The sequence below is a fragment of the Croceicoccus sp. Ery15 genome (genome assembly GCF_020985305.1).
GTDB lineage: Bacteria > Pseudomonadota > Alphaproteobacteria > Sphingomonadales > Sphingomonadaceae > Croceicoccus.
The window spans coordinates 3601659-3622322 of record NZ_CP087588.1 but is presented as its reverse complement, the minus strand read 5'-3'; the positions used below and the strand labels follow the sequence as shown (position 1 = coordinate 3622322).

Genomic DNA, 20664 nt, shown 5'->3' with positions numbered 1-20664 from the left:
TCCTCCCTCAATTGCCTGATACGGGCTACAATATGCTTCTTGCCACTCTTTGCCATATTCCCTGCCTTCCCGGCTTCCCGAAGGATGGGCCGTTAACTTGCGGGTTAGTCTTTCCCAATCATGTGGGTGTGATAAATCCCGCCACTCGCCATTCGATGGGGGTGATAAGGTAAGGGCGATCCCAAAGGATCGCCCTAGAGAAGCAGGGCCTACACCGACCGCTAAAGAACGGTTCAGTCCTGCGATTTCATCGTAGCAATAGGCAAGGGTAACTCAAGCTGAACCTCATCAGCCTGACTCGTTTCCGATTCAATTCGCCGCAACAGGCCCCCCATAAGTGAGGCGCTTGCCGACGATGCCCCGAAGGGCACTCCCAGCACGATCAGTATCGTTGAAGCCCAGCTTGGCGGGCTTTTTGGATCAGGGACGCGATAACGCGGTTGCAACTTCCCCGAATGTCAAACGCGCTCTAGGCGCAATTCCAATCTTGGCAATTTGCGTAATTGAAAAGTGCTCAATTGTCAAGTGAACGCCAGTGCTTTTGGAATCTCAACAGCGAAGCCGCATCACCACGAATGACGAATAGGCTATCGAGCCAGCCCTTATCCTCTATGTATTCCAGCCCGTGATACATGATGAGCCTGCGAAATGGCCTGCGAAGCATCGCGCCAACTGTCGCCCGCGCCTCCATCAGCCCAGCCTCAAATGATAGACCAGCGCATCCAAGCCCCTGCGCAGATCGGACACGGCACGGTTACGGGCGCTCTGGTGGCGTGACTGTGGCCAGCGATCATGCAGCAGCAGACGATCCATGAAACCCACGATGTCGCGGGGTATCTCTCCCCTTGCTTCGTGGAACAGATCGCGGCTGTCCTGCTTGCGTTCCTCTGCGTCGAAGTTGGCCATACCCGCAATCGCCTCGCCATAGTTGGCGATCTTCACGCTGTCATAGCGGCACTTGGCGTATTGGGTGCGATACCATTCGCCCGCCTCTCGCTGCTCGTAGGTCAGCTTGCCGTTCTTGTGGAGGCGGTCAAGGTGGCTGGTGCGGAAATACCGCCTGCCCTTGTTCTGCGCTTCGTAGATGCCCTTTGCCGCCTGTTCGGGGGTTAGCACATCGAGATAGCTTTGATCGTTCGCCACCCGCTCATTGTCCAGCATACGCTGAAAAGGCGTGCGGTTGTCGACTTTGCGCTTTGTGTTTCGTCCCATTAGTTAACCCCCGCGTCCACGTAGCTGGCAGTCTTTGCCCGCCAGACCTGATCGTAACCTTCCAGCCAGTCCTTATGCCGCCTTGCGTCTCGCTTATCGCCGCGCATCGCTGCCATTCGCCCGTCCTGAAAATGAAGGATGCTGTCCGCCATCAATCAATCTCACGGATCTCGAACGGGAACCCCTCGTTGTTGTAGAGATCACGGGCTGCGCGCATTCCCCCGCTCCATCCCCGATCGACATAGAACACCGCGCGATCGGCAACCCGACGCCACGCCAGCCCAGCCATGATGCCAAGTTCGCGCTCTTCGGGGATTTCATCGCGCAGAATGCCGGGCTGCGTGTAAAGCAGATGCGAGGCAATCGGATATTCGCCCCTCTTGAGGCTGTCAGACATCGCCCTGCGCGCGTATTCGACGTTTGCCTCGATCTCGCCAGCGAATGGACTTTCGATGATTACCAGTTTACCCATGCTCACTTCCCCCTCAATTGCCTGAATTATTGGGTGGCCACTGGAAAGGCCCCGCGCTTGTGCCGATCACCCGCCCCAATTCCCGCAAGGCGGCGTTGGCCTCATTCAAATCGTCCGGAAGCCTTGTCCACGCCCAAGAGACGCGCACCCTTCCCCAGCGCCTCTCGCTGTTGAATGGCCTGAACTCTTGCCCGCAAATCTTGCGGCGCTCTCCCGGCTTTGGGTGTCGCCACTGGTAGCTAAAAAGCTGCGCACCCAACCATTCATGGAACTGGTAAAGTTCCCCGCTCAGCCAATAAAACCGACCGTCCAAATAGGGCGTGGCCATTCCATGCCCGTTCCCAAAAATGCGGTGATCTAGAGACAAAAACGTCATCATCACTTCCCCCTCTGATATTCCCACCACATGCGGGCGAACTTGTCGGATATGTTGCCGTATTCACCGGCCTGCTTCTTTGCCCGAACCGCCTCTTTCGGAAGCGTCTGGATGTCGAAAAGGAACAGGCCGTTCCCCTCTCCGACCTTCAGGGGTGGGCGGGTGAAAAGGTCGGTCATGGGCTGCGATTCCGCTTGGCGAGGATGCTGGCAACCATGCCGCTGCCGTGGTCATTCGCAGCCTTCGCCGGTTTCAGTTCCAGCGCCTTCGCCACGTTTTCGTCGGATTTGAGCAGCCAGCCGATGTGCGCCGTCCATTCGCGGTCGTTCTTGCCGCAGTGGAACGGGCTGCGGGCAAGGTTTTGCACCGCCTCGACCAGTTCGGCCTCCGAAAATGCTTTCCGGCGCGTTCGCAGCATCGTCAATCGCTGGCCGGTCAGCTTCCGTGCCTCTCGCAATCCAGCCTTCGCTCCCTCGTTCCAGACCTCGACCAGCTTTTCAGCAAAATCATGGGGGGCTTCACCGCTAGGTGAAGGGGAAACAGGGGGGTTAGAATATATATCATTGGGGGGCGTTACGTTACGCGTTACGTTACGCGTTACGTTACGCTTCTCAGCCTTGACCTTTTTGCGTTCACGATAACGTGCCTGCCGCTCCGCATTGGCCGAACGAGCGGGCTGCATGGCCTCTGCGACCTCGGCAATCTCCAAGGCCGAAAGGCCCTTTTCGGCAAGCAGTCGGATGGCGGCGGCGGTCATCGTCATGTCACCGCACCGCCTGATAAGCGCCGTGGAATTGACCGAAAGCGTTACCCGTTACGCCATCGCGGCGCTTGGCAGTGATGAACTCAATCTGCCCCTGCACCGTCTGCATGGCGGTTTCCCAGCCAACGCGCTCGGCGGTGCCGGGTTCGGGTTCCTCTTGGCGCAGATAGTATTCCTGGCGCAGCAGGAAGATCACGCTGTCCGCGTCCTGTTCAATCTGCCCGCTATCGCGTAGGTCCGAAAGCTGCGGGCGCTTGTCGTCCCGCTTTTCGACCGACCGAGAAAGCTGCGCCAAAGCAAGGATCGCAACATCATTGTCCTTGGCGATTGCCTTCAGTTCACGGGATACCTCGGACACGGCCTCATAGGCGCTGCGGCCTTTCGTGTTGGGCGAAAGCAATTGCAGGTAGTCCACGACCACCAGATCGAGCGAAAAGCCCTGTGCGGCCATCCTGCGGGCGTGACGGCGCACAAGCATGTTCAACCGCCCCACGGTCAGGTGACCGGCATCCACCACGTTCAGGGGAAGCTTCGCCATGTAGGTGCCAGCCTCCACCACCTTGCGGCGCTGGAAGTCGTTCGGCTTGCCGTCGCGGATCGCGGCATAGGGAACGCCGTCGCCATTCTGGAAACACATGTCTGCGGCCATGCGGGCGGCAAGTTCGCGGCTCGACATTTCGAGCGACACGAACAGAACGCCATGCCCACCCTCGGCAGCGCCGATGGCATAGGACAGTGCAACGGCGGTCTTACCCATGCCGGGACGGCCAGCCATGATGATAAGCTGCTTGGGCTTCATCGGGCCGTGCAATTCATCCAGCGACGGTATCTGCTGGCAGATCACGCCAAGCTGCGGCTCATCGAAGCTTTGCACCAGTTCCTCGAAGCACTCGGCTCCCGTTGGCTGATGGATGCTGTCAGCGGCCTTCGTGCTGATTGCGTTGTCGGCCTGCCCGATGATTTCCGATATGGGAATCGCCACATCGGCGCAGGCATCCGAAGCGACACGCAGTTCGTTGCGCATGTGACGGCGGCGCGATACGTCTGCAAGATGCTTGGCTGCATCATATGCCGACATTAGCGATATGTTGCCGGTCATTTCGCCAAGGTATTGAACCCCGCCAAGGCTCTGGAACTCACTGTCGCCGTCCAGATAGCCGCGCAGGGTGACGGGGTTTGCCGCCTTGCCCTGCATTACCTCGGCGGCAATATAGCCGTAGATGCGCCCGAACAGCGGTTCGCTAAAGTCTTGCGGTTCGATCAGATCGGCCACGGTTTCGACCAGCTCGTTCTGCCGCATAAGAATGCCCAGCAGATCGTATTCGGTTTCCGTGGTCGCCAGCGGATCGGCGGTGATATGCGCGCTGTAGTTCATCACGCCACCTCAAAGGCTCGCGCAAACCGCGCGAATGCGGCCTCGCGTAGGAATTGAAAGTCGGGGTTGTCGCGCAGCGAGGGGTTGCCCGCCTCAAGCTGCACCAGCGCCTTGTGTTCGCGGAATGCGCGATTAGCCGCCTGCTGATTGAAATGGATTATTTTCACGCCGCTTTCTCCTTGCGGCAGACCATTTACAGCATCGGAATCGGTAATGGCACCATCTTGCAGGTAGGTTTTGTCCACCCTGCTGGAACAGAAGGGGGCTGCTGTCGGCTTCATGCGCCCACCTCGATCACAAAGCGGCCATCGCGAGGCATAGCGAACTCAACGGTCGGCTCCGCAAAGTGCTTGTCGTCAATCCCGATGGCCGCTGCGATACCGTCCTGATATGCTTTCAGGGCAGCAACGCAGTTGTCGCGGTCAGGCAATGGGCCTGTGGGCTTTGCATGGACGATCAGGCGCACGGGGACTGGATCGCCCTCTACGGTGCCTTTCTCGGCCTTGGCTGCGCCCCACGCCCAATTGCGGTGGCTTTTCTTGTGGCGAGCCTTCGCATGGTAATTGCGCTGCGGACCATTGGGCCACAGGGTTTTGTGCGGGTAAGGCAGGTCTACGCGGATCACGCCACCACCTCCGCAACGAACCGCTTGCAGCCCAGCGTGTCGTGGTAGTCCATACGGGTGCCACAGCGGGCGCAAGGATTGCGATTAATCACAAGGCGCGCAATGTCGTCATTGGACATCAGGCGCACCCTGTCCCGTTCGATCGGCGTTCGGCGCAGGACATTCATTCCGCCAGCCCCTTTTCCATGGCCTCGGCCTGTGCGCCGATCTGGCGGGCAGCAATGCCCACGTTGTAAGGCGTGGCATCATCTTCGCGCGCCATGCGTTCCAGTTCGGCCTGTATCTTGCGGAGAGATTGTGCGATGTTCATCCGAACCTCTGGTCTAGTGCATGCCGCTCACGGCGGTTGCGGCTTGCGCGGAATTGCTCTTGGCGTTCATCACGCATGACCTCGGCCATGGTGCGGTGAAGGCGATAGGGAAACGGCCCCTTGGCAGCGGTCGGCTTCATGCAGCCAGCGCCCATGACAGGCGCGCAACGAACATTGCGTTCGCCTGCTCCATCTGCTTGCGATAGGCTTCGTCTTTCTTGAGCAGGCCCATTTCAGGCATCCGCTCCGGCAAGGCCTTGACCGTGCGCGTCCGCACAGTGCTTGTGCGCGCAAATTCGGGATAGCAGGCTTGGCAATAGCCGGACTTGTTGTCCTTACCTACGGGACGGTCACATGCGAGGCATGGGTTACGCATCACGCCCTCCCCTGCATCTTGCGCTCTGCCTTCCGGTGGAGGCGGCGGGCCTTTACGCGGGGAAACTGGCGCTCAAAACGATAGCGGTCCCATGCTCGGCGTAGCTTGCGGATCATGCTGCCCTCCCAATGAATTGAGCGGGCGCAACCGCATTGGCATCGAACAGATACCAGCAGCAGTTATCCTTGCCGGTGTGCGGCGATTCCTCGATCCACTTAACCCGCCCGACGCTCACGATTTTCCGCAGCCAAGGAGTGAACGAGGCACTCTGCTTCGTGTGCATCCAGTCAGCATCGAACAGCAGCCAAGTTGGGTGCTGCGTCGAAAGCTTGACGATCAGTTCATGCAGGATTGGGCGCGACCACGGCGGATTCGTGATGAAACAGTCGATGTTCCCGATCAGGCGATCGGTTGCATCAACGCAGCTTATGTCTGCCCTCTGCGGTTCGATGTCCCACGCTGCCGCGCAATGGTGGCCCCATTTGGTCAGATGGTCGATCAACCGCCCGTCGCCTGCACATGGCTCGCAGAACCGCGTCTCGAAACCCAGATGGGGCAACAGAGGCTGCACGGCAGATTCCGGCGTGGGGTAGAAGTCGGGCGGGATGCGCTCGAAGTCAGAACGCTTGCCCATTATGCCGCCCTCACCACCGCCAAGCGGGCGCTCAGCTTTTCCTTTTCGCAAGGCGCAATCTCACGCCCACCGGGGCTATCAGCGTGATGCGCGTGGTCCTTTTCGCGCAGCCAATCCCGCATGTGATCGGCCAGTTCATCGAAGTCGATGCCTTCAGGGGCCTTCACGATCTGCCGCCCATCGTTCAGCAGCAGGGACAGCAGTTCATCGGGGATGATGTCTGTCAGCTTGCGGACGGCACTGACCGGCATTTCGGCAGTCGCGCCATTCTCACCGGCATAGGTGCGCAAGGTGCTGTAAGGGATGCCGCTATCGAGGCTGATGGCCTTCAACGAACGGGTTTTGCAGGCCACGCGGAAAATCGTTTCCTGCGCGCATTTGACAGCCTGCGATATTTCGCAATCTCTAGCCATGATCGTGTAGACCCTCCCGGCTATTCAGGTTTTCATGAAAGGACAGATCAGACCCGCCAGCGAGGCCAAGAGCATCGGCGTTCTTGCCGCTGGCGTGGTCGTCACAGTGCGAGCAAAAATGGACAGCGAGGCCGGTAACGGCGCATCGCTCCATCAGATCGAGATGGCCCCAAGAGACCGTGATGCAGACGCCATCGCGCCCGGTGTCGGGAATTGATGGCGGTGTCATGCGTGATACCCAGCTTTGCGAAGGGCGATCAGGGCGCGGAGCCAGTCGTATTTGCTGGCGTTCATGCTGCGGCCCTCCTGTCCCAATCGGTTCGGGAAGGCTTGCCGCCGCCATTCAGGATGAGCTTTTCAATTCCGTTGCGATTGGCGAACCAATGATCGTCTCTCCAACGCTCAGGCAAAATCCGACGCAGGGCGGGATAATAGAACTTACCCCAATCAGACGGCGAGTTGTGCATCCGCCGCATGGCGCTGGCCCTGTAGCATTCAGCGACTGTACGCTTCCTGCGGGTTTTTCCGGCGTTTCCAGTGATGCGCTTGGGTCCGGGCAAATCGTTAAAATCGAAGGTGCCTGCGTTGATGCTATCGATTACATCCTGAAGTTGCTCGCTCCACGAAAACCATTCGCGCCGTTGATGTTGTTCTTCGAACATGGCGTGAAAACACTGTTCAGTGTCAAATCCGCCCTCAATTTCAGCTACAATCTCAAGTTCAAAAGGCGACCATGTAGAGAGCGCATCTCGGCGACTGGTTGGAGACTGGCTGCAACCAATTTTGACCGGACCATCCATGCCAACCGGCTTGATGAAATAGACCCGTTTCATGCTGCCGCGTCCTGCGGGCGATATGTCGTCATGAAGTCGGCAATTGAGTTAGCCGTCTTGAGAGTGAGGCTCCGGCCCGCACGAAGATTAGCGACCAAGTTTGCATCGCTGATCGCCAACCGCCCGAAGGTCGTGACGCCCAACTTGTGCTTTCGGCAGAAAGCCTCGATGCTTCTCAGCATTTCGGCATCACTGGTGAGTTTCTGTTGCATGAAATCCTACTTAGTCGGATTTATCCGACAGTGCAAGTAGGAAACTTCATGCTTTTGGCCGGTCGTCAGTCGTGGGAATTGATGCCCATGTCAGAAGCAGACGGATTGAGGGGGCGCGCTCTTTACGAAGCGCTGATGCAGATTAAGCCTGTTGGCTTGGCAGAGACCGAATGGGCGACACAGGCAGGCGTAAACCGAGGCTTTTTCACTAATCTGAAAGCCTCCGATATTAGCCCTCGATCAGACACCTTGAGGAAGCTTCTGCGCCATATCGGCCGGAACGAAGCCGATCTTTACACCCTGCCTCAGAAGGATATGGCGGAGGCCAGCCCCACCCCACCAGTGCCAGACGACATTGTTCAAATCCAGAAGCTGGACCTGTCGCTTTCGATGGGACCGGGAACGCTGATTGACGAATATGTCGAGGCAGAACCCGTTAGCTTCGATCTGGCGTTCATACAGGCCATCACTCGTTCCCCGTCAAACCGTCTGAAGCTTGTCACTGGAATTGGCGAAAGCATGTACCCCACCCTCAACTGGGGCGATGCCATCCTGATTGATACCACCGACAAACAACTTGCGAAGCAGGATGGTATTTACTGGATTGACCTATACGGCGCGGCGGGAATCAAGCGACTTAGGACGGTTGGGCCGGGTCGCGTCGATGTCATCTCCGACAATCCAGCGGTGCCCAATCAGACCGTTGATGCCAGTGATTTACGCATAGAGGGGCGGGCCATCTGGGTAGCGAGGGGACTTTAATTGGAAATAGACGAACACTGGTCTAGCAAGCCAGCAACCAAGGCTGACGTTGCTTTTGTGGCTGCCGATGCGGCTCTAGCTTTGCGCTCATTACAAGGTGCAATGCTGGCTCTGCGTCTAAACGACAAGGAAGCTATCGATCATCAACTAGCGGATCTAGAAAAGCATACGAACGAGCTTTGGAAGCGCTTTAAGGAGCTTACCGGTGACTAAAGTGCATGAGGAAAACGTTAGTGCAACATTGCTACAGAAGCGCTTCGCAAGCCAGCAGGAAGAACTTGAGCGCTTGAAATCTGGCGGCGGTGGGGGCACATCTGGTGGCATGAACGATGACTGGAAAGGCAATGTTGATGGGCAGCTTACACAGCTCCATCAGGACGTACGCCATCTCCTATATGGTTTGATTGGCGCTGCCGTTCTGATTTTGGGCGCTGGGGCGACAGCCTATGCCATGATCAGTGATCAAGTGACTGGCCTTCGCGTTGATCAGGCTCATGTCTCTGGCAAGATTGATCTGCTGCTTGATAGAGACGAGCGAACCCCCTCCGATTAAACAGGCGGGATAGTTGTCCCTCCCTGCCCTAACCCTTGCCGTAGTTGGCGCAGACTATCCGAACAAGCGCGGACCGTCCCGCCGCTTCGAACTGGCGATATGCCGTATCGGCGAGCCAGTCGAATTAAGGCTAGAACCCGCAAATCCCGCCGATCCACGCGCCGTCGCGGTCTATAGCTGCCGTGGCGTCCAGTTAGGCTACCTGACCGCCGAGCGCTGCGTGCGCATAGGCGCGCTCATTCGGCGCGGCCATCAGGTGACATCAATATTCCAAACGGCGACGGACTTCGGCGCATTGATTCGCACTTCGTTCGATGGGGAGGTTCCAGAATTGCCGAAAATGATCGGCCAAGATGCGGACGATGCGCCCGATTTTTGGCCTGATCCGACATGGGATGAATAGGAATGTCGGATTTATCCGATTTTATGTTTGACTTGTCGGATATCTCCTACTAACACATCTCCAACAGCACGCTAATGCTGATTGGAGATTACCGATGGCAACCCCTGACAAGATCGAAAGCATCACGGATGCTCCGATTATTCCCTTTACGCAGTTTGTTGCACCGAACGGTCATCGCCGCCCGGTCACTATTGAGGTGTCCGATGATACTGCGGCAAAGGCGCGGCTGATTATCCAGCGCGGTTTCGCGTTCGAGTGCGAAGTTCTGATGTCCGGCGAAGTGAGCCTGACAATCACCGACCCAGAAGAGGGCGACCTTGATATTGAGGTCGTCATGAACGGGCCTGGTGTGCGTGAGGCTGTCGAGCGCCTCGTGAACCGCTTTGCCGAACAGGTGTCGGCATGAACGTCCACCGCTTCCCGCAGATCGGTTCTGCCCTGACATGGGCTGATCGTGTCGAGCAGTCGAAGGCTTGCGCCGCCCGTGGCGATAGCTGGATGGCAGACTTTCACCTTGCCCGTATCGCTGACGAGGCAGAACGCCTTGACGACCGCGAATGGCTTAACGCTGTCGAGTATGCCCGCGAGTGCGGCGACTATGACGATTGCGATGTTCTGATCGAACAGCAGGACGCTTTCGAAAACCGCGTTCCCCATGAACTTGATCGCCCGACTGGTGGCGAAGTGTGGTCCGATGCCGACATGGCGCGGGTGTTTGGAGGCGCACGATGAGCCTCCCCCGCAAGATCCACGGCAGCGTCAAAGTGCCTGCCAACATGAACCTGCACGCTCTGCATGGCGAGGAATACGAGATCGAACTTCTCGTTTCCTATACCGTCACCGCTGAATCGCCTGCAACCCATTGGGAGCCGGGTGAAGCCGCCTCGGTCGATATCGAAAGCATCCAAGCTCGAACCGACAAGGTTTGGCATCCTGCGGACTGGCTGATCGACATGCTCTGGGAGGATGGCGAGATCGTAGGCGCTTGCCTGAACGATGCCGAAGAACGCCACCAAGACGCGCTTGAGCAGCGGGCAGATGCCGCTCGCGAAGAACGCATGTTTCGGGAGAGCGGGCTGTGAACTGGGACATGAACGATGGCGCATTTTGGTGCCCATCCTGCGGCAACATGGTTGCGCGGGACACCGATGACCTGATCCCTGACGAGTGCCGCCAGTGCGGTTTCCCCGACCCAGAGGCGGTGGCCGATTACCACTGCGGACCTGACGACGACAGCGGCCTTTGCGACTGCTGCGGCGAAACATGGGAGCAGTGCCGAAACAACTTCGACTGCGGCCTCATGCCGAATGGACAATGCCTGAAAGCTGGCAGCGAAGAATGCGACTGGGAATGCCCGAACGGAGGCTTGAAATGAACAAGACCTATAAAGGCTGGACGATAGACTTCGACATGAAGCCGATCCCGTATCGCGGTGCTGACTGGACCGCCACGCATCCTGATTACGACGCTTCGTATGAAGGGCCGGAAGATGGCTGGGTCGGTTCGCACCCTGTCCTTACCGCAGCGACTGAAAAGGAACTGTGGGCAGAGATAGACGAGTGGCACCTTGGTCAGGACGACGAGGACATTGCGGTCATTGAAAAGGCTGCTGCTGCCCTGCGTTCCATCGCGAAGCGGCATGGGCTGACCTACGCCGGTATCGGCTTCCACGAACGCAATAACTCGCATGGCGCGTTCTGGGCTGCTAACGGGCACACTCCCGAGGCGTCCCGCCACCAGCTTGCGCCGACCGCTGGCAAGGCTGTCGCAGGGATGCTTGCAGCAACGCCTCGTCCGATCAATCGGGAGAAAGCGGCATGAGCGGGCATCTTACCGGCTGGCGGGTTTCCGCTGGCGATGAACATTCCGTGTTCGATGGTCGCGGCGCGAAGTTGGCAAGCGTCCCTTGCGGCGGCTTGTCTGGCCGAACCTTTGACCAAGGGGCAGATGCGGCCCGCCTGATAGCAGCCGCACCATGTCTGCTTGAGGCGCTGGAAGCATGGGCGACCGCGCAACAGGCTACGGATGACGCGGTAGAGCATTTAGAGCGGGCAATAGAAGAGGGCTGGCACGATGACCCGTCTGGCTCCGGCTGGATTAGGCAAAGCGAAAAACTTGCCGACGAAGCATGGAATCGTGCGCGCAGTCTAAGAGACGCAGCAATCACCAAATCGCGAGGTGAAGCATGACCCTCACCGGCAAGATGTCCCGCGCGATCATTGCTGCGGCCAAGCAAGCGGCATGGGATCGTTACGTTCGCATCCCCCACGCTGACCCCCGCGTAGGTCGTGAGGCTTACCGCGAAGAGATTGCACGGATCGAGGCAGCACAATGACTGCCCTCCGCTTCGATCTTGTCAGCACCCTTATTGCAGTAGCCGGTCTGGGACTGGTGGATTTGGCCTGGAGGTTCGCATGACCCTTCGTGAAGCACTCCGCGATCAATGGCCTGCCGGTCTGATGCTTGTTGTCGGGCTGATAGGGTTGGCCGTGCTTGGGATTATGGCCCCATGATCGAATGGCTCATCGTGGCGGCACTGGCCGTTATCGCGCCCTACTGCATCCACCGCCAGTGGCAGGAACTGTCAGGCCGCACCCGTCACAAGGTCCGTCGATGGATCAAGGGACTGTTCGCATGACCCGCATCCACCCCGATGACCGCTCCATGCTTATCCTTCCATGGATAGCGATAGCAGCGACGATAGAGACGGCTTTAGCTTGGATATTATTATGAACGATACACCATCAAAAGCAGCGATTGAGCGGCGCAAGGAACTGACGCGCGATGCGATGACTGCGTTGAGATTGGATTATGAGCACGCGATTGAACACGCCTTCGCCCGCCACCTCGACCAAGTAAGCGAGGCTGCGAAGTACGGCCAAGCGTTCATCGAACAGGCGTTGGCCAGTTTCGTTTTCGACGAACCCACGGCGGACCTTGCTTATAAAGCAGAGGAAGGATTGCGCGGCCTCATCCTGCCCGATCCCGAACCGGATGTGCTAGCAGAACTCAAGACTGCGTTCGACCAACATGCGCGGGATATTGCACCATCCCACTCACTCGGCATGCGGTCGCATACCGAAACAAGGGAAAGCGCCATGCTGCGCCTGAACGAGCGCATCATCGAAACCCTGCGCGGTTACGCAATCACCCCACTGAAGGATGCAGAAGCATGAGCGAGGACAACACCCGCACAGCCAACAGCCCCGTGCCCGATGGGCTGGCGGAGGAACTGGCGGCGCTCACCGTGCAGAACGTCATCGACACCGTGACAGGCGAGAATATGGGGCAAGTCGTCACGCTCCCGCTGCGCCTACGCGACCGCATCATCTCTGCTCTCACCCATACCAAGAGCGAGCCTGCAAGCAATGCCATGCGTGAGGCGTTGGAAGCGATCGCATCCATTAAGGTGAGGGCGGTAGAGCCTTGGACACATGAAACCGCGGCAGATGTCTATTCGACCGAACTGGACCGCGCGCAGCAATATGCGCGCAGGGCTCTCCGCGCCTGCACAGCCCTCTCCCAATCCCCCGACACGGTAGAGCAAGCAGTAGCAGCAGAGTGCCCGCACTCGCCGACTGGTCGCCACCAGATTGACACCAGCATGGAGGAAGGGCCGCACCATTGCTTCAACTGCGGCACAGACATGGGGAGTAAGCCATGATCGTTGATGTTGAATGTCCGCGATGCAACGGATTGGGTGAAGTTCTTGGGTCAACTCCCAGCGCCCGCAGCCGCCATGTTCGGTGGGATGATCTTAGCCCTGATGATTACGGCGAGCCATGCCCGAAATGTGCTGGCAGCGGAACAGTCGAATACTGCCCCGAAGATGACATTGAAGATTGGATGGAACAACCCATCCGCGCATCTAAGGACAAAACCAATGGGTAAGGCAAGGCAGGGATGGCCGCTCAAAGATGCCCAAGGACGGCCTTACCACAGTTTGGGCAATCCCCTGCGGGGCCGCGCTTTCGTCCCTTCGGGATCGGGCCACTGCGTGTCCCGCCCGTCACGGCTTCAATCGCTATTGCGGAGGTTTTTCTAATGAACGCTGTTACCAAAACATCATCGAACGAAGTCACCGATTACAGCGGCGGACTGCTTGACGTAATAAGCCGTGCGGCCCGCGATCCAAGCGTGGACATCGACAAGATGGAACGCCTGATCGCCATGCAGGAGCGGGTGCAGGCGCGCGATGCGGAGATTGCTTTCAGCGAGGCGTTCTCCGCCATGCAGCCGGATCTTCCCGCTATCACTAAGGGCGGCGCAATCGTTCATAAGGGCCAGACCATTTCGGAGTTTGCCGAATGGGAGGACATCAACAAGGCAATAACGCCGATCCTGTCCGAGCATGGCTTCAGCCTATCATTCAAGCCTACTACGGTTGAGAAGCAGGTGGCGGTTACGGCCATCCTGCGCCATCGTTTGGGCTTCAAGGACGAGGCCACCCTCCCCCTGCCGACTGACACCAGCGGCGCTAAGAACGCGGTTCAAAGTGTCGGGTCCACCCTATCCTATGGTAAGCGGTATGCGGCGACCTTGCTACTCAACCTGACCACGGAAGGCGAGGACGATGATGGCAGCTCATCAGCACCGCGAAACACCTATGACGCTGCGAAAGACGCCCCATTCCCGCAGGGCCCGGCAAAGAACAAGACCGAACTGAAAACGCTCGCACGGGATGTTTGGCGAGACATCGAGGCCGTGGACGACATCGGAAGCCTCGAAAGCATTCTCAAAGAGAACGCTTCGCTTATCGAACAGATGCGGAAGGCACTGCCCGACTGGTGGACCGGCGGTCGCGCCAAAGACCAGACCTTCGAGGGAATGGAGCACGTGATTGAACGTGTCCGCAAAGACATCATGGCCGCTGGCTGAAAGGAACGACATGTCGCTTAATCAATGTCAATTCATCGGAAACTTGGGGGCTGACCCTGAAATTCGATCCACCCAATCGGGCACCAAGATTGCCAACATGCGCATCGCGGTAACCGAGAAATACAAAGACCGCGACGGGAACCGGCAGGAAAAAACCGAATGGATAACTATCGCCGTATTCGGTGACGGTCTGGTTGGAGTGATCGAACGCTATCTCCGCAAGGGGAGTAAGGTCTTTGTGCAGGGCAAGTGGCGCACCAGAAAATGGCAAGACCAAAATGGGCAGGATCGGTATTCAACAGAATGCGTCTTGCAAGGGCCATCCGCCACGCTCCAAATGCTCGATGGCGCGCAAGGTGGCGGCAATCAGGGCGGCGGCTCGTCGGGCGGCACTGGTGGATCGTCAGGAGGTTATGACGACCTCGATGACGACATTCCGTTTTGAGGGCTGACCGATGAACGCCATCCTGCCCCAACGCAAACCCAAGAAGGTCAAGCGCGAAAGCCGCTGGCACTCTCCCAAGCACCTCCGGTGGATCAGGGAGTTTGCCTGCTGCAATTGCGGGTCGATGGATAACATCGAAGCGGCCCATGTCAGGATGCGCAGCGGGGCAGGCATGGGGCAAATTCCAGACGACTTTCTCGCCGTGCCATTGTGCCACCAGTGCCACCGCTACGACCAGCACCAGCATGGCGAGGAAACGTTCTGGCGGCGTTACGCAGCCGACCAAAAGCAAACCGTATGGGCGCTTCTGGATATGCTGGCCATCAAGTCACCAGAGGCAGCGGACATACGCAGGGTAAAGAAGGAACGGGAAGCGTGACTGACCGCCCCCTATTCCGCCGCACATTGGAAGGCTTCGCGCCGTTCAATGACATGGCGCAGGATCTGGCCGCACGGACCAAGCTTGGCGAGATTGTCTCGTTAGACGCAAAGAAGGTGCGCAACGGACAGTATCACAAACTGTTCTGGGCCATGCTCAAGCTGATCAGCGATAACAGCAACCCGCACATCAGCACGAAGGCCGCACTACATTTTGCAAAGCTGGCGGCAGGGGTTGGCGAGGCAGTCACAGACAGTCGCGGGGAAACGCATTTCATCCCCGGCAGCATCAGCTTCGCCAAGATGGACCAGACCGCATTCGAGACATTCGTGCAGACCGCCATTCCGCCGCTTGTGGGCCGGTTCATGGCAGGGACCGCACCGCAAGACGTAATTAACGAGGCAATGGCTCTAGCAGCCTGATTGGAGAATGAATGATGGCATTCGCAGATTATCACATTTGCGACCAGTGCGGCGAAAGAAAGACCTTCTATGACGCCGATCTTGACGGGTTCCATGAACGATCTACCGGCGCTTGGCTTTATGGCGTTGAGGGCATTTATGGTTATAGCGCTTATTGCCTTTGCGAAGGCTGTTCCAAGACGCACGAAATCGTAATTCGGCCCCGCGACGAAACTGACCGCATTGAGGCTCTGGAAGGGGCTTTGCGGGATGCGCGGGCGAACACATTGGCAGAAGTGGAACGCCATCTTTCCGCCGTTCAATACGATCCCGCACCTTACACCGCCATGAAACACAGGCTCAAGGGCTTGGCCCATGGTATAGGGGATGCACAATGACAGCCGAGGCGATTGCCAAGAAATACCGGCGCGCCCTGCGGAACGAGACTGGCGCAACCTTCACGCTTGACCAGCTACGCGAGCTTGCCGGATACGGCGTGCTTGAACTTTTGGTCAAGCGAGAAGCCCAAGAACTATGCCCCGCCATGACAGCCCGCTCGTCGTCGGAGACTACTGGCTCGACAAACGGCGGGACGGGAAATCCCCCGACATTTGGCAAATCGCGACCTATGCCGAAAAGTCGCGGTCCATTGTCTATCGGTCAACTAAGCGAAGGACTGTAGAGGAAGCGGAACCGGTCCTTCGCGCCTACGAGGCAGCGGAACGCACTAGAAGCAGGGACCAGACCGCAAGCGAGTTAATCCCCCACCTGTTCCACTACCTGCGCGAGCATGGGCCGGACGTTAAGAGGATCGACACCGTGAAAAGCAGTTTCCGCGCATGGATCGGGTTTTTCCAGCAGGACGACCTTGGAACCGGCGTGGCGGTGTCAGACCTTACTAAAAGCACTGTTGCCAGATTCCGCCGCTGGCGCATGGGGCCGCATCGATACAGCGTCGAATGGAACGGCAAGACATTCAATCACATATCGCAGGGCGTGACCGGTGAAAGCGTGCAGCGGAACATCGAGGATATGCGCGCTGCGCTACACCATGCAGAGGCAGAGGGCCGGATCGTCGCGCCCAAGATCGCATCGGTGGACCGCAAGCTAAGATCGGATGCCAGAGACGTTGTACTGACCGCAAGGCAGTTAGGCGCAATGATTGGTTACGCGAAAGACGACAAGGCAGCATACCGCTGGCTGGCTCTGATGATTGCCACAGCATCGCGGCCCGGTCCTGCGCTGGCGTTCGATCCCGAAACACAATGGCATGACGATGTGCTGGACCTTCACCCGACAGGGGAAGCGCGGACAGACAAGCAAAACGCCGTGGTGCCCGTCATAGCGCCGCTGAAAACCATTCTGAAGGATTGGCAGGATAACCCGCATGAAGCGGTCAAGAGCCGCAAACGCTGGTGGCACACGATGCGCGGGGCGCTTGGGTTGCCGGAGGAGGTGACCCCCTACACGATCCGCCATACGGTCGCGACATTCATGGATCAGGAAGGCGTGCCAGGGGCCGAACTGTCTAGCATCGCCGGACACTTGCCCTCGCATCGCGGCGTGGCCCGCACGACGAGCCGCCATTACCTGCATTACGATCCGCATCATTGCCCGAAAGCACGAAAGGCATTGACGAAGCTGTTCCGGTCTGTAGAGGCGGAAGCGGCCAAGTGGTCTGCGGGCCATTCGCGGGCCACCACGACGAAAGGCAAGGTGATAATCCTTGCATCGGAAGCGTGAAAAGGCTAGGAAGTACGGGCGTTACGGAAACGCCAAGGGCGGTTAGCTCAGCTGGTAGAGCATCTCGTTTACACCGAGAGGGTCGGGGGTTCGAGCCCCTCACCGCCCACCATTCCCCTTCATCGCGAATCAGGCCGTGGCACGGCATTGGTCCGCATGCATTAACCTTGTGCGCCGGTAAAAATTGCCGGTTGGACTAAGTAGAAAAAATTTTCGTCAACGCCGAACTGAACCGCTGAATGGCAATTTCAGACAGGCTGACTAACCCCATCGGGCGAATCACCGCCCGGCCAAGCCCCTTCCGCAAGCGGCGCGCGGGTGCCATCATCGGCGGTATGAAACTGCCCCTCGCGCTTGCCGCCGCCGCCCTTTGTGCCGCCCCCGCCTTCGCGCAGGATGGTCGCCAGCCCCCGCCAGCCCCCCAATCCGAACCAACGCCCAAACAGATCGCGGACAGCGCCCCCGCGGCAGAATGGACGGAAATCGCGCCAGAGGATCTGATGATCATCACGCTCGCCCCTACAGAAACGGGCGAAGAACGGCAGATCGTAATTCGTCTAATGAGCGCGCCATTCGCGCAAGGCTGGGTTGATAATCTGCGCTTGCTGACCAAAACGCGCTGGTACGACGGGCTGTGGGTTTACCGGTTGGTCGATAATTTCGTCGTGCAATGGGGCGATCCGGCTAGCGACCCCGATGCCGGCGAAACGCCCCGACCGCTGCCCGATGAAATCGTCTTGTCGCCCGAGAGTGATTACGTCCATCACACCGGCTTAACCGCGACCGTTGCGGACCCTTGCGCCGATGACGGATTCGACAGCGCCGCCATTTGCGACAATTTCGCGCCTGCCGCCGGTTTCCGCGAAGGCTGGCCCGTGGCGTGGGACGACAGCAGCATCTGGCCGATCCACTGCTATGGAATGGTCGGCGTGGGGCGCAACGAATCGCCCGATACAGGCACCGGCAGCGAGCTTTATGCCATCATCGGCCATGCGCCGCGCAGACTTGATCGCAATCTTGCTCTGGTCGGGCGCGTGATCGAAGGGATGGATCATTTCGCCGCCCTGCCGCGCGGGCACGGGCGGATGAACACCTATAAGGACAAGAACACGCGCACGCTGGTCGTTTCGGTCAGGCTGGCAAGCGAATTAGAAGATGCGCCGCGCTTTGAATATTTGTCGACCGAAGGTGAAAGCTTTGCCCGTATGGCCAAGGTGTTCGCGACCGGCACGAATGAATTTTACACGATCAGCGCGGGCGACACCGATGTCTGCGCCGTGCCCTTACCGGTGCGGCGGGTGTCCGAATAGGGTCTGAACTCGCCGCTGCTAAACGCGATTAGCCTGCGCGACCGCATCGCTGGCCCGCAGCGCGCTGATATTGCGCGTAAGATGGGCCAGATCGCGCACTTCGATGTCCACCTCGTAATGGCCGAAACGCTCGTCGCGAGACAAAAGCGCCAGATGCGAGATATTGACGTGGTTGGCCGCAAAAATGCCGGTCATTTCGGCCAGCGTGCCGGGACGGTTATACAGGATGACTTGCAATCGTCCGGTCGCGCCATCGGTATTGGCGTCCCATGACAGGTCCATCCACTCCTCGTCCCCCGCTTCCCTGGCAAGGGTCAGGCAATCGATGGTATGGACCTTGACCGTCTTGCCGTCGGACAGGCCGACGATGCGGTCGCCCGGCACCGGATGGCAGCATTCGCCAAGCACGAAATCGGACCCGCGTTTCAGCCCGCGAATGCGGACGGCACGCAGGGGCGCCTGCCAGAAACTGTTGTCGGGCAATTCGGCCGCGCTGCCGGGGACCAGCGCCTCCATCACTTCACGCTCGCCCAGACGCGCTTCGCCGATGGCCAGCATCAGCGCGTCCTCGTCAGACAGCTCCAGCCGCTTGAGCGCGCCCGTCAGTGCCTTTTTGCCGACCTTGCCGGGCATGCGCGCGACGATCGATTCGTACAGGTCGCGGCCCGTTTCGACCGTTTCCTCGCGCTCTTTCATGCGGACCGAACGGCGGATCGCGGCGCGCGCCTTGGCGGTCGTCACGAAGCTGAGCCACGACAATTGTGGTTCGCTGTCGCTGCCCTTGATAATCTCGACCACGTCGCCGTTCGCCAGCGGCGTGCGCAGCGGCATGTGCCGCCCGTTGATCTTGGCACCCACCGCCTGCGCGCCCAGATCGGTATGCACGGCAAAGGCGAAATCGACTGGCGTTGCCCCCTTTGGCAGCTGATACAACGCGCCCTTGGGTGTAAAGGCGAAGATGCGATCCTGATAAATCGCCAGCTTCGCGTTTTCGAGCAGTTCCTCGGCGTCCTGCGCCTGCTCCATCACCTCGATCAGATCGCGCAGCCAGCCGACCTGTCCGTCGGGCGTCGCCCCGCCCTGTTTGTATGCCCAATGCGCGGCAAGGCCGAATTCATTGGTGCGGTGCATTTCCTGCGTGCGGATCTGCACCTCCATCCTCATCGAATTGCGATAGATCATCGCGGTGTGAAGCGAGCGATAGCCGTTCGCCTTGGGGGTGGAGATATAATCCTTGAACCGCCCGGGCAGGCTCGACCAGTTGCGGTGAAGCAGGCCCAGCGCGCGATAGCAATCCTCCTCGCTATCGGTCAGCACGCGGAACGCCATGATATCGGTGATCTGTTCGAAACTGACATGGCGTTCGGCCATCTTCTTCCAGATCGAAAAGGGATGTTTTTCGCGCCCCGAAACCTCGACGTTCAGCCCGCCTTCGGCCAGCACCTGTTTGATGCGCAGCGCGATTTCGTCGACCTGCCCGCCTTCTTCCGACCGGATCTGCGCCAGCCTGCCGGTGATGGTGGCATAGGCCTGCGGTTCCAGCTGTTCGAAGGCCAGCAGCTGCATCTCGCGCATATATTCGTACATGCCCACACGCTCGGCCAGCGGGGCATAGATATCCATCGTCTCGCGCGCGATGCGCTGGCGCTTTTCCGGCTTCGATATGAAGTGCAGCGTGCGCATATTGTGCAGCCGGTCGGCCAGCTTGACGAGCAGGACGCGCAAATCCTCGCTCATCGCCAAAAGGAATTTGCGCAGGTTTTCGGCCGCGCGCTCGTTCTCGGGCATCTGCTCGATCTTCGACAGCTTGGTCACGCCATCGACCAGCCGCGCGACTTCGGCTCCGAAATTACGCTCCACATCCTCGATCGTGGCGAGCGTGTCTTCCACCGTATCGTGCAGCAGCGCGGTGATGATCGTTTCCTGATCGAGCTTCAGGTCGGTCATCAAACCCGCCACTTCGACCGGATGGCTGAAATAGGGGTCGCCGCTGGCCCGCTTCTGCGTGCCGTGCTTCTGCACGGTATAGACATAGGCACGGTTCAGCATCGCCTCGTCCGCGTCGGGATCATAGGCTTTTACACGTTCGACAAGTTCGTACTGGCGCAGCATCTTAACGGCGAATTTGGGCGCTTCTTGCGCGGCTTGCAACTCTGCTGAGTTGCGAAAAGCGCCGAATTCACGCGTTC

Annotated in this window: 39 protein-coding genes and 1 tRNA gene; 23 read left to right on the top strand and 17 right to left on the bottom strand. The window is 58.8% G+C overall.

What is annotated here, in order from left to right:
- Positions 1–690: 690 nt before the first annotated feature.
- The 14 genes from LOZ77_RS17740 to LOZ77_RS17675 form a co-directional block, all read right to left on the bottom strand.
- Entirely contained in the window at positions 691–1212 is a 522-nt protein-coding gene (locus LOZ77_RS17740; RefSeq protein WP_230280255.1) for a hypothetical protein, read from the bottom strand.
- Between the two features lie 151 nt (positions 1213–1363).
- Positions 1364–1684, bottom strand: a complete 321-nt coding sequence (locus tag LOZ77_RS17735) for a hypothetical protein (RefSeq protein WP_230280254.1) — start codon at positions 1682–1684, stop codon at positions 1364–1366.
- Between the two features lie 13 nt (positions 1685–1697).
- The gene (locus LOZ77_RS17730) at positions 1698–2063 is read right to left on the bottom strand and encodes a hypothetical protein (protein WP_230280253.1); all 366 of its coding nucleotides are present in this window, start codon (positions 2061–2063) and stop codon (positions 1698–1700) included.
- A complete protein-coding gene (locus LOZ77_RS17725) occupies positions 2063–2239 on the bottom strand; it encodes a hypothetical protein (RefSeq protein WP_230280252.1) in 177 nt (58 codons plus the stop codon). Before LOZ77_RS17725 ends, LOZ77_RS17730 begins: the two co-directional genes overlap by 1 nt.
- Positions 2236–2823, bottom strand: coding sequence for a hypothetical protein (locus tag LOZ77_RS17720; RefSeq protein WP_230280251.1), 588 nt, complete (start codon positions 2821–2823; stop codon positions 2236–2238). Before LOZ77_RS17720 ends, LOZ77_RS17725 begins: the two co-directional genes overlap by 4 nt.
- Before the next feature lies 1 nt (position 2824).
- On the bottom strand, positions 2825–4198 hold the full coding sequence (locus LOZ77_RS17715) for a DnaB-like helicase C-terminal domain-containing protein (RefSeq protein ID WP_230280250.1): 1374 nt from the start codon (positions 4196–4198) through the stop codon (positions 2825–2827).
- Positions 4198–4479, bottom strand: coding sequence for a hypothetical protein (locus LOZ77_RS17710; protein ID WP_230280249.1), 282 nt, complete (start codon positions 4477–4479; stop codon positions 4198–4200). The genes LOZ77_RS17715 and LOZ77_RS17710 overlap by 1 nt, the downstream gene beginning before the upstream one ends.
- Entirely contained in the window at positions 4476–4823 is a 348-nt protein-coding gene (locus LOZ77_RS17705; protein WP_230280248.1) for a hypothetical protein, read from the bottom strand. The genes LOZ77_RS17710 and LOZ77_RS17705 overlap by 4 nt, the downstream gene beginning before the upstream one ends.
- Positions 4820–4990 (bottom strand): hypothetical protein, encoded by a 171-nt coding sequence (locus LOZ77_RS17700; RefSeq protein ID WP_230280247.1) that lies wholly within the window; start codon positions 4988–4990, stop codon positions 4820–4822. Before LOZ77_RS17700 ends, LOZ77_RS17705 begins: the two co-directional genes overlap by 4 nt.
- Positions 4987–5133, bottom strand: coding sequence for a hypothetical protein (locus tag LOZ77_RS17695; protein ID WP_230280246.1), 147 nt, complete (start codon positions 5131–5133; stop codon positions 4987–4989). The genes LOZ77_RS17700 and LOZ77_RS17695 overlap by 4 nt, the downstream gene beginning before the upstream one ends.
- Positions 5130–5273 (bottom strand): hypothetical protein, encoded by a 144-nt coding sequence (locus tag LOZ77_RS17690; protein WP_230280245.1) that lies wholly within the window; start codon positions 5271–5273, stop codon positions 5130–5132. Before LOZ77_RS17690 ends, LOZ77_RS17695 begins: the two co-directional genes overlap by 4 nt.
- Complete coding sequence (locus LOZ77_RS17685; RefSeq protein ID WP_230280244.1) at positions 5270–5410, bottom strand: hypothetical protein; 141 nt, start codon at positions 5408–5410, stop codon at positions 5270–5272. Before LOZ77_RS17685 ends, LOZ77_RS17690 begins: the two co-directional genes overlap by 4 nt.
- A 211-nt stretch (positions 5411–5621) precedes the next feature.
- Positions 5622–6143: a hypothetical protein gene (locus LOZ77_RS17680; RefSeq protein ID WP_230280243.1), complete on the bottom strand. Its 522-nt coding sequence runs from the start codon at positions 6141–6143 to the stop codon at positions 5622–5624.
- On the bottom strand, positions 6143–6556 hold the full coding sequence (locus LOZ77_RS17675; protein WP_230280242.1) for a hypothetical protein: 414 nt from the start codon (positions 6554–6556) through the stop codon (positions 6143–6145). The genes LOZ77_RS17680 and LOZ77_RS17675 overlap by 1 nt, the downstream gene beginning before the upstream one ends.
- A gap of 34 nt (positions 6557–6590) precedes the next feature.
- On the opposite strand from LOZ77_RS17675, the gene LOZ77_RS17670 reads away from it, so the two are divergent.
- Positions 6591–6773, top strand: a complete 183-nt coding sequence (locus LOZ77_RS17670; RefSeq protein ID WP_230280241.1) for a hypothetical protein — start codon at positions 6591–6593, stop codon at positions 6771–6773.
- Between the two features lie 73 nt (positions 6774–6846).
- Here LOZ77_RS17670 and LOZ77_RS17665 read toward each other — a convergent pair whose 3' ends face one another.
- Both LOZ77_RS17665 and LOZ77_RS17660 read right to left on the bottom strand, forming a co-directional pair.
- Complete coding sequence (locus tag LOZ77_RS17665) at positions 6847–7389, bottom strand: GIY-YIG nuclease family protein (protein ID WP_230280240.1); 543 nt, start codon at positions 7387–7389, stop codon at positions 6847–6849.
- The gene (locus LOZ77_RS17660; protein WP_230280239.1) at positions 7386–7601 is read right to left on the bottom strand and encodes a hypothetical protein; all 216 of its coding nucleotides are present in this window, start codon (positions 7599–7601) and stop codon (positions 7386–7388) included. Before LOZ77_RS17660 ends, LOZ77_RS17665 begins: the two co-directional genes overlap by 4 nt.
- Before the next feature lie 48 nt (positions 7602–7649).
- On the opposite strand from LOZ77_RS17660, the gene LOZ77_RS17655 reads away from it, so the two are divergent.
- From LOZ77_RS17655 to LOZ77_RS17555, 22 genes are all read left to right on the top strand, one after another.
- Positions 7650–8363, top strand: a complete 714-nt coding sequence (locus LOZ77_RS17655; protein WP_230280238.1) for a S24 family peptidase — start codon at positions 7650–7652, stop codon at positions 8361–8363.
- Positions 8364–8576, top strand: coding sequence for a hypothetical protein (locus LOZ77_RS17650; RefSeq protein ID WP_230280237.1), 213 nt, complete (start codon positions 8364–8366; stop codon positions 8574–8576). It begins immediately after the preceding gene.
- Positions 8569–8916 (top strand): hypothetical protein, encoded by a 348-nt coding sequence (locus LOZ77_RS17645; RefSeq protein WP_230280236.1) that lies wholly within the window; start codon positions 8569–8571, stop codon positions 8914–8916. Before LOZ77_RS17650 ends, LOZ77_RS17645 begins: the two co-directional genes overlap by 8 nt.
- Positions 8917–8929: 13 nt before the next feature.
- Positions 8930–9319, top strand: coding sequence for an HIRAN domain-containing protein (locus tag LOZ77_RS17640; RefSeq protein WP_230280235.1), 390 nt, complete (start codon positions 8930–8932; stop codon positions 9317–9319).
- Positions 9320–9413: 94 nt separating this feature from the next.
- A complete protein-coding gene (locus LOZ77_RS17635; RefSeq protein ID WP_230280234.1) occupies positions 9414–9725 on the top strand; it encodes a hypothetical protein in 312 nt (103 codons plus the stop codon).
- Positions 9722–10051 carry a hypothetical protein gene (locus LOZ77_RS17630; protein ID WP_230280233.1) on the top strand — a complete coding sequence of 110 codons (330 nt, stop codon included), beginning with the start codon at positions 9722–9724 and terminating at the stop codon, positions 10049–10051. The genes LOZ77_RS17635 and LOZ77_RS17630 overlap by 4 nt, the downstream gene beginning before the upstream one ends.
- Entirely contained in the window at positions 10048–10401 is a 354-nt protein-coding gene (locus LOZ77_RS17625) for a hypothetical protein (protein WP_230280232.1), read from the top strand. Before LOZ77_RS17630 ends, LOZ77_RS17625 begins: the two co-directional genes overlap by 4 nt.
- Positions 10398–10694 carry a hypothetical protein gene (locus tag LOZ77_RS17620; RefSeq protein ID WP_230280231.1) on the top strand — a complete coding sequence of 99 codons (297 nt, stop codon included), beginning with the start codon at positions 10398–10400 and terminating at the stop codon, positions 10692–10694. The genes LOZ77_RS17625 and LOZ77_RS17620 overlap by 4 nt, the downstream gene beginning before the upstream one ends.
- Positions 10691–11140 carry a hypothetical protein gene (locus tag LOZ77_RS17615; RefSeq protein ID WP_230280230.1) on the top strand — a complete coding sequence of 150 codons (450 nt, stop codon included), beginning with the start codon at positions 10691–10693 and terminating at the stop codon, positions 11138–11140. The genes LOZ77_RS17620 and LOZ77_RS17615 overlap by 4 nt, the downstream gene beginning before the upstream one ends.
- On the top strand, positions 11137–11508 hold the full coding sequence (locus LOZ77_RS17610; protein ID WP_230280229.1) for a hypothetical protein: 372 nt from the start codon (positions 11137–11139) through the stop codon (positions 11506–11508). The genes LOZ77_RS17615 and LOZ77_RS17610 overlap by 4 nt, the downstream gene beginning before the upstream one ends.
- Positions 11505–11654, top strand: a complete 150-nt coding sequence (locus LOZ77_RS17605; protein WP_230280228.1) for a hypothetical protein — start codon at positions 11505–11507, stop codon at positions 11652–11654. Before LOZ77_RS17610 ends, LOZ77_RS17605 begins: the two co-directional genes overlap by 4 nt.
- Before the next feature lie 174 nt (positions 11655–11828).
- On the top strand, positions 11829–11957 hold the full coding sequence (locus LOZ77_RS17875; protein WP_255671147.1) for a hypothetical protein: 129 nt from the start codon (positions 11829–11831) through the stop codon (positions 11955–11957).
- Between the two features lie 40 nt (positions 11958–11997).
- Complete coding sequence (locus tag LOZ77_RS17600; protein WP_230280227.1) at positions 11998–12495, top strand: hypothetical protein; 498 nt, start codon at positions 11998–12000, stop codon at positions 12493–12495.
- Entirely contained in the window at positions 12492–12983 is a 492-nt protein-coding gene (locus LOZ77_RS17595) for a hypothetical protein (protein ID WP_230280226.1), read from the top strand. Before LOZ77_RS17600 ends, LOZ77_RS17595 begins: the two co-directional genes overlap by 4 nt.
- 380 nt (positions 12984–13363) lie before the next feature.
- A complete protein-coding gene (locus tag LOZ77_RS17590) occupies positions 13364–14197 on the top strand; it encodes an ERF family protein (protein ID WP_230280225.1) in 834 nt (277 codons plus the stop codon).
- Between the two features lie 10 nt (positions 14198–14207).
- Complete coding sequence (gene ssb / locus LOZ77_RS17585; protein WP_230280224.1) at positions 14208–14642, top strand: single-stranded DNA-binding protein; 435 nt, start codon at positions 14208–14210, stop codon at positions 14640–14642.
- Positions 14643–14652: 10 nt separating this feature from the next.
- On the top strand, positions 14653–15021 hold the full coding sequence (locus tag LOZ77_RS17580) for a DUF1364 domain-containing protein (RefSeq protein WP_230280223.1): 369 nt from the start codon (positions 14653–14655) through the stop codon (positions 15019–15021).
- Complete coding sequence (locus LOZ77_RS17575; protein WP_230280222.1) at positions 15018–15443, top strand: DUF1367 family protein; 426 nt, start codon at positions 15018–15020, stop codon at positions 15441–15443. Before LOZ77_RS17580 ends, LOZ77_RS17575 begins: the two co-directional genes overlap by 4 nt.
- An 11-nt stretch (positions 15444–15454) precedes the next feature.
- Complete coding sequence (locus LOZ77_RS17570; protein WP_230280221.1) at positions 15455–15820, top strand: hypothetical protein; 366 nt, start codon at positions 15455–15457, stop codon at positions 15818–15820.
- Between the two features lie 136 nt (positions 15821–15956).
- The gene (locus LOZ77_RS17565; protein WP_230280220.1) at positions 15957–17165 is read left to right on the top strand and encodes an integrase; all 1209 of its coding nucleotides are present in this window, start codon (positions 15957–15959) and stop codon (positions 17163–17165) included.
- A 36-nt stretch (positions 17166–17201) separates the two neighbouring features.
- Positions 17202–17277: transfer RNA gene (locus LOZ77_RS17560), tRNA-Val, on the top strand.
- Positions 17278–17500: 223 nt separating this feature from the next.
- A complete protein-coding gene (locus LOZ77_RS17555) occupies positions 17501–18475 on the top strand; it encodes a peptidylprolyl isomerase (RefSeq protein WP_230280219.1) in 975 nt (324 codons plus the stop codon).
- A gap of 18 nt (positions 18476–18493) precedes the next feature.
- On the opposite strand, the gene LOZ77_RS17550 is transcribed toward LOZ77_RS17555, so the two are convergent.
- On the bottom strand, positions 18494–20587 hold the full coding sequence (locus LOZ77_RS17550) for a bifunctional (p)ppGpp synthetase/guanosine-3',5'-bis(diphosphate) 3'-pyrophosphohydrolase (RefSeq protein WP_230280218.1): 2094 nt from the start codon (positions 20585–20587) through the stop codon (positions 18494–18496).
- Positions 20588–20664: the final 77 nt, after the last annotated feature.

What these genes read in the sequence shown, in the direction of transcription:
- LOZ77_RS17740 (WP_230280255.1), bottom strand. Translation starts at nt 1,212, where the DNA reads ATGGGACGAAACACAAAGCGCAAAGTCGACAACCGCACGCCTTTTCAG.
- LOZ77_RS17735 (WP_230280254.1), bottom strand. Translation starts at nt 1,684, where the DNA reads ATGGGTAAACTGGTAATCATCGAAAGTCCATTCGCTGGCGAGATCGAG.
- LOZ77_RS17730 (WP_230280253.1), bottom strand. Translation starts at nt 2,063, where the DNA reads ATGATGACGTTTTTGTCTCTAGATCACCGCATTTTTGGGAACGGGCAT.
- LOZ77_RS17725 (WP_230280252.1), bottom strand. Translation starts at nt 2,239, where the DNA reads ATGACCGACCTTTTCACCCGCCCACCCCTGAAGGTCGGAGAGGGGAAC.
- LOZ77_RS17720 (WP_230280251.1), bottom strand. Translation starts at nt 2,823, where the DNA reads ATGACGATGACCGCCGCCGCCATCCGACTGCTTGCCGAAAAGGGCCTT.
- LOZ77_RS17715 (WP_230280250.1), bottom strand. Translation starts at nt 4,198, where the DNA reads ATGAACTACAGCGCGCATATCACCGCCGATCCGCTGGCGACCACGGAA.
- LOZ77_RS17710 (WP_230280249.1), bottom strand. Translation starts at nt 4,479, where the DNA reads ATGAAGCCGACAGCAGCCCCCTTCTGTTCCAGCAGGGTGGACAAAACC.
- LOZ77_RS17700 (WP_230280247.1), bottom strand. Translation starts at nt 4,990, where the DNA reads ATGAATGTCCTGCGCCGAACGCCGATCGAACGGGACAGGGTGCGCCTG.
- LOZ77_RS17695 (WP_230280246.1), bottom strand. Translation starts at nt 5,133, where the DNA reads ATGAACATCGCACAATCTCTCCGCAAGATACAGGCCGAACTGGAACGC.
- LOZ77_RS17690 (WP_230280245.1), bottom strand. Translation starts at nt 5,273, where the DNA reads ATGAAGCCGACCGCTGCCAAGGGGCCGTTTCCCTATCGCCTTCACCGC.
- LOZ77_RS17680 (WP_230280243.1), bottom strand. Translation starts at nt 6,143, where the DNA reads ATGGGCAAGCGTTCTGACTTCGAGCGCATCCCGCCCGACTTCTACCCC.
- LOZ77_RS17675 (WP_230280242.1), bottom strand. Translation starts at nt 6,556, where the DNA reads ATGGCTAGAGATTGCGAAATATCGCAGGCTGTCAAATGCGCGCAGGAA.
- LOZ77_RS17670 (WP_230280241.1), top strand. Translation starts at nt 6,591, where the DNA reads ATGAAAGGACAGATCAGACCCGCCAGCGAGGCCAAGAGCATCGGCGTT.
- LOZ77_RS17665 (WP_230280240.1), bottom strand. Translation starts at nt 7,389, where the DNA reads ATGAAACGGGTCTATTTCATCAAGCCGGTTGGCATGGATGGTCCGGTC.
- LOZ77_RS17660 (WP_230280239.1), bottom strand. Translation starts at nt 7,601, where the DNA reads ATGCAACAGAAACTCACCAGTGATGCCGAAATGCTGAGAAGCATCGAG.
- LOZ77_RS17655 (WP_230280238.1), top strand. Translation starts at nt 7,650, where the DNA reads ATGCTTTTGGCCGGTCGTCAGTCGTGGGAATTGATGCCCATGTCAGAA.
- LOZ77_RS17635 (WP_230280234.1), top strand. Translation starts at nt 9,414, where the DNA reads ATGGCAACCCCTGACAAGATCGAAAGCATCACGGATGCTCCGATTATT.
- LOZ77_RS17630 (WP_230280233.1), top strand. Translation starts at nt 9,722, where the DNA reads ATGAACGTCCACCGCTTCCCGCAGATCGGTTCTGCCCTGACATGGGCT.
- LOZ77_RS17625 (WP_230280232.1), top strand. Translation starts at nt 10,048, where the DNA reads ATGAGCCTCCCCCGCAAGATCCACGGCAGCGTCAAAGTGCCTGCCAAC.
- LOZ77_RS17615 (WP_230280230.1), top strand. Translation starts at nt 10,691, where the DNA reads ATGAACAAGACCTATAAAGGCTGGACGATAGACTTCGACATGAAGCCG.
- LOZ77_RS17610 (WP_230280229.1), top strand. Translation starts at nt 11,137, where the DNA reads ATGAGCGGGCATCTTACCGGCTGGCGGGTTTCCGCTGGCGATGAACAT.
- LOZ77_RS17605 (WP_230280228.1), top strand. Translation starts at nt 11,505, where the DNA reads ATGACCCTCACCGGCAAGATGTCCCGCGCGATCATTGCTGCGGCCAAG.
- LOZ77_RS17875 (WP_255671147.1), top strand. Translation starts at nt 11,829, where the DNA reads ATGATCGAATGGCTCATCGTGGCGGCACTGGCCGTTATCGCGCCCTAC.
- LOZ77_RS17600 (WP_230280227.1), top strand. Translation starts at nt 11,998, where the DNA reads ATGGATAGCGATAGCAGCGACGATAGAGACGGCTTTAGCTTGGATATT.
- LOZ77_RS17595 (WP_230280226.1), top strand. Translation starts at nt 12,492, where the DNA reads ATGAGCGAGGACAACACCCGCACAGCCAACAGCCCCGTGCCCGATGGG.
- LOZ77_RS17590 (WP_230280225.1), top strand. Translation starts at nt 13,364, where the DNA reads ATGAACGCTGTTACCAAAACATCATCGAACGAAGTCACCGATTACAGC.
- ssb (WP_230280224.1), top strand. Translation starts at nt 14,208, where the DNA reads ATGTCGCTTAATCAATGTCAATTCATCGGAAACTTGGGGGCTGACCCT.
- LOZ77_RS17580 (WP_230280223.1), top strand. Translation starts at nt 14,653, where the DNA reads ATGAACGCCATCCTGCCCCAACGCAAACCCAAGAAGGTCAAGCGCGAA.
- LOZ77_RS17570 (WP_230280221.1), top strand. Translation starts at nt 15,455, where the DNA reads ATGATGGCATTCGCAGATTATCACATTTGCGACCAGTGCGGCGAAAGA.
- LOZ77_RS17565 (WP_230280220.1), top strand. Translation starts at nt 15,957, where the DNA reads ATGCCCCGCCATGACAGCCCGCTCGTCGTCGGAGACTACTGGCTCGAC.
- LOZ77_RS17555 (WP_230280219.1), top strand. Translation starts at nt 17,501, where the DNA reads ATGAAACTGCCCCTCGCGCTTGCCGCCGCCGCCCTTTGTGCCGCCCCC.
- LOZ77_RS17550 (WP_230280218.1), bottom strand. Translation starts at nt 20,587, where the DNA reads ATGCTGCGCCAGTACGAACTTGTCGAACGTGTAAAAGCCTATGATCCC.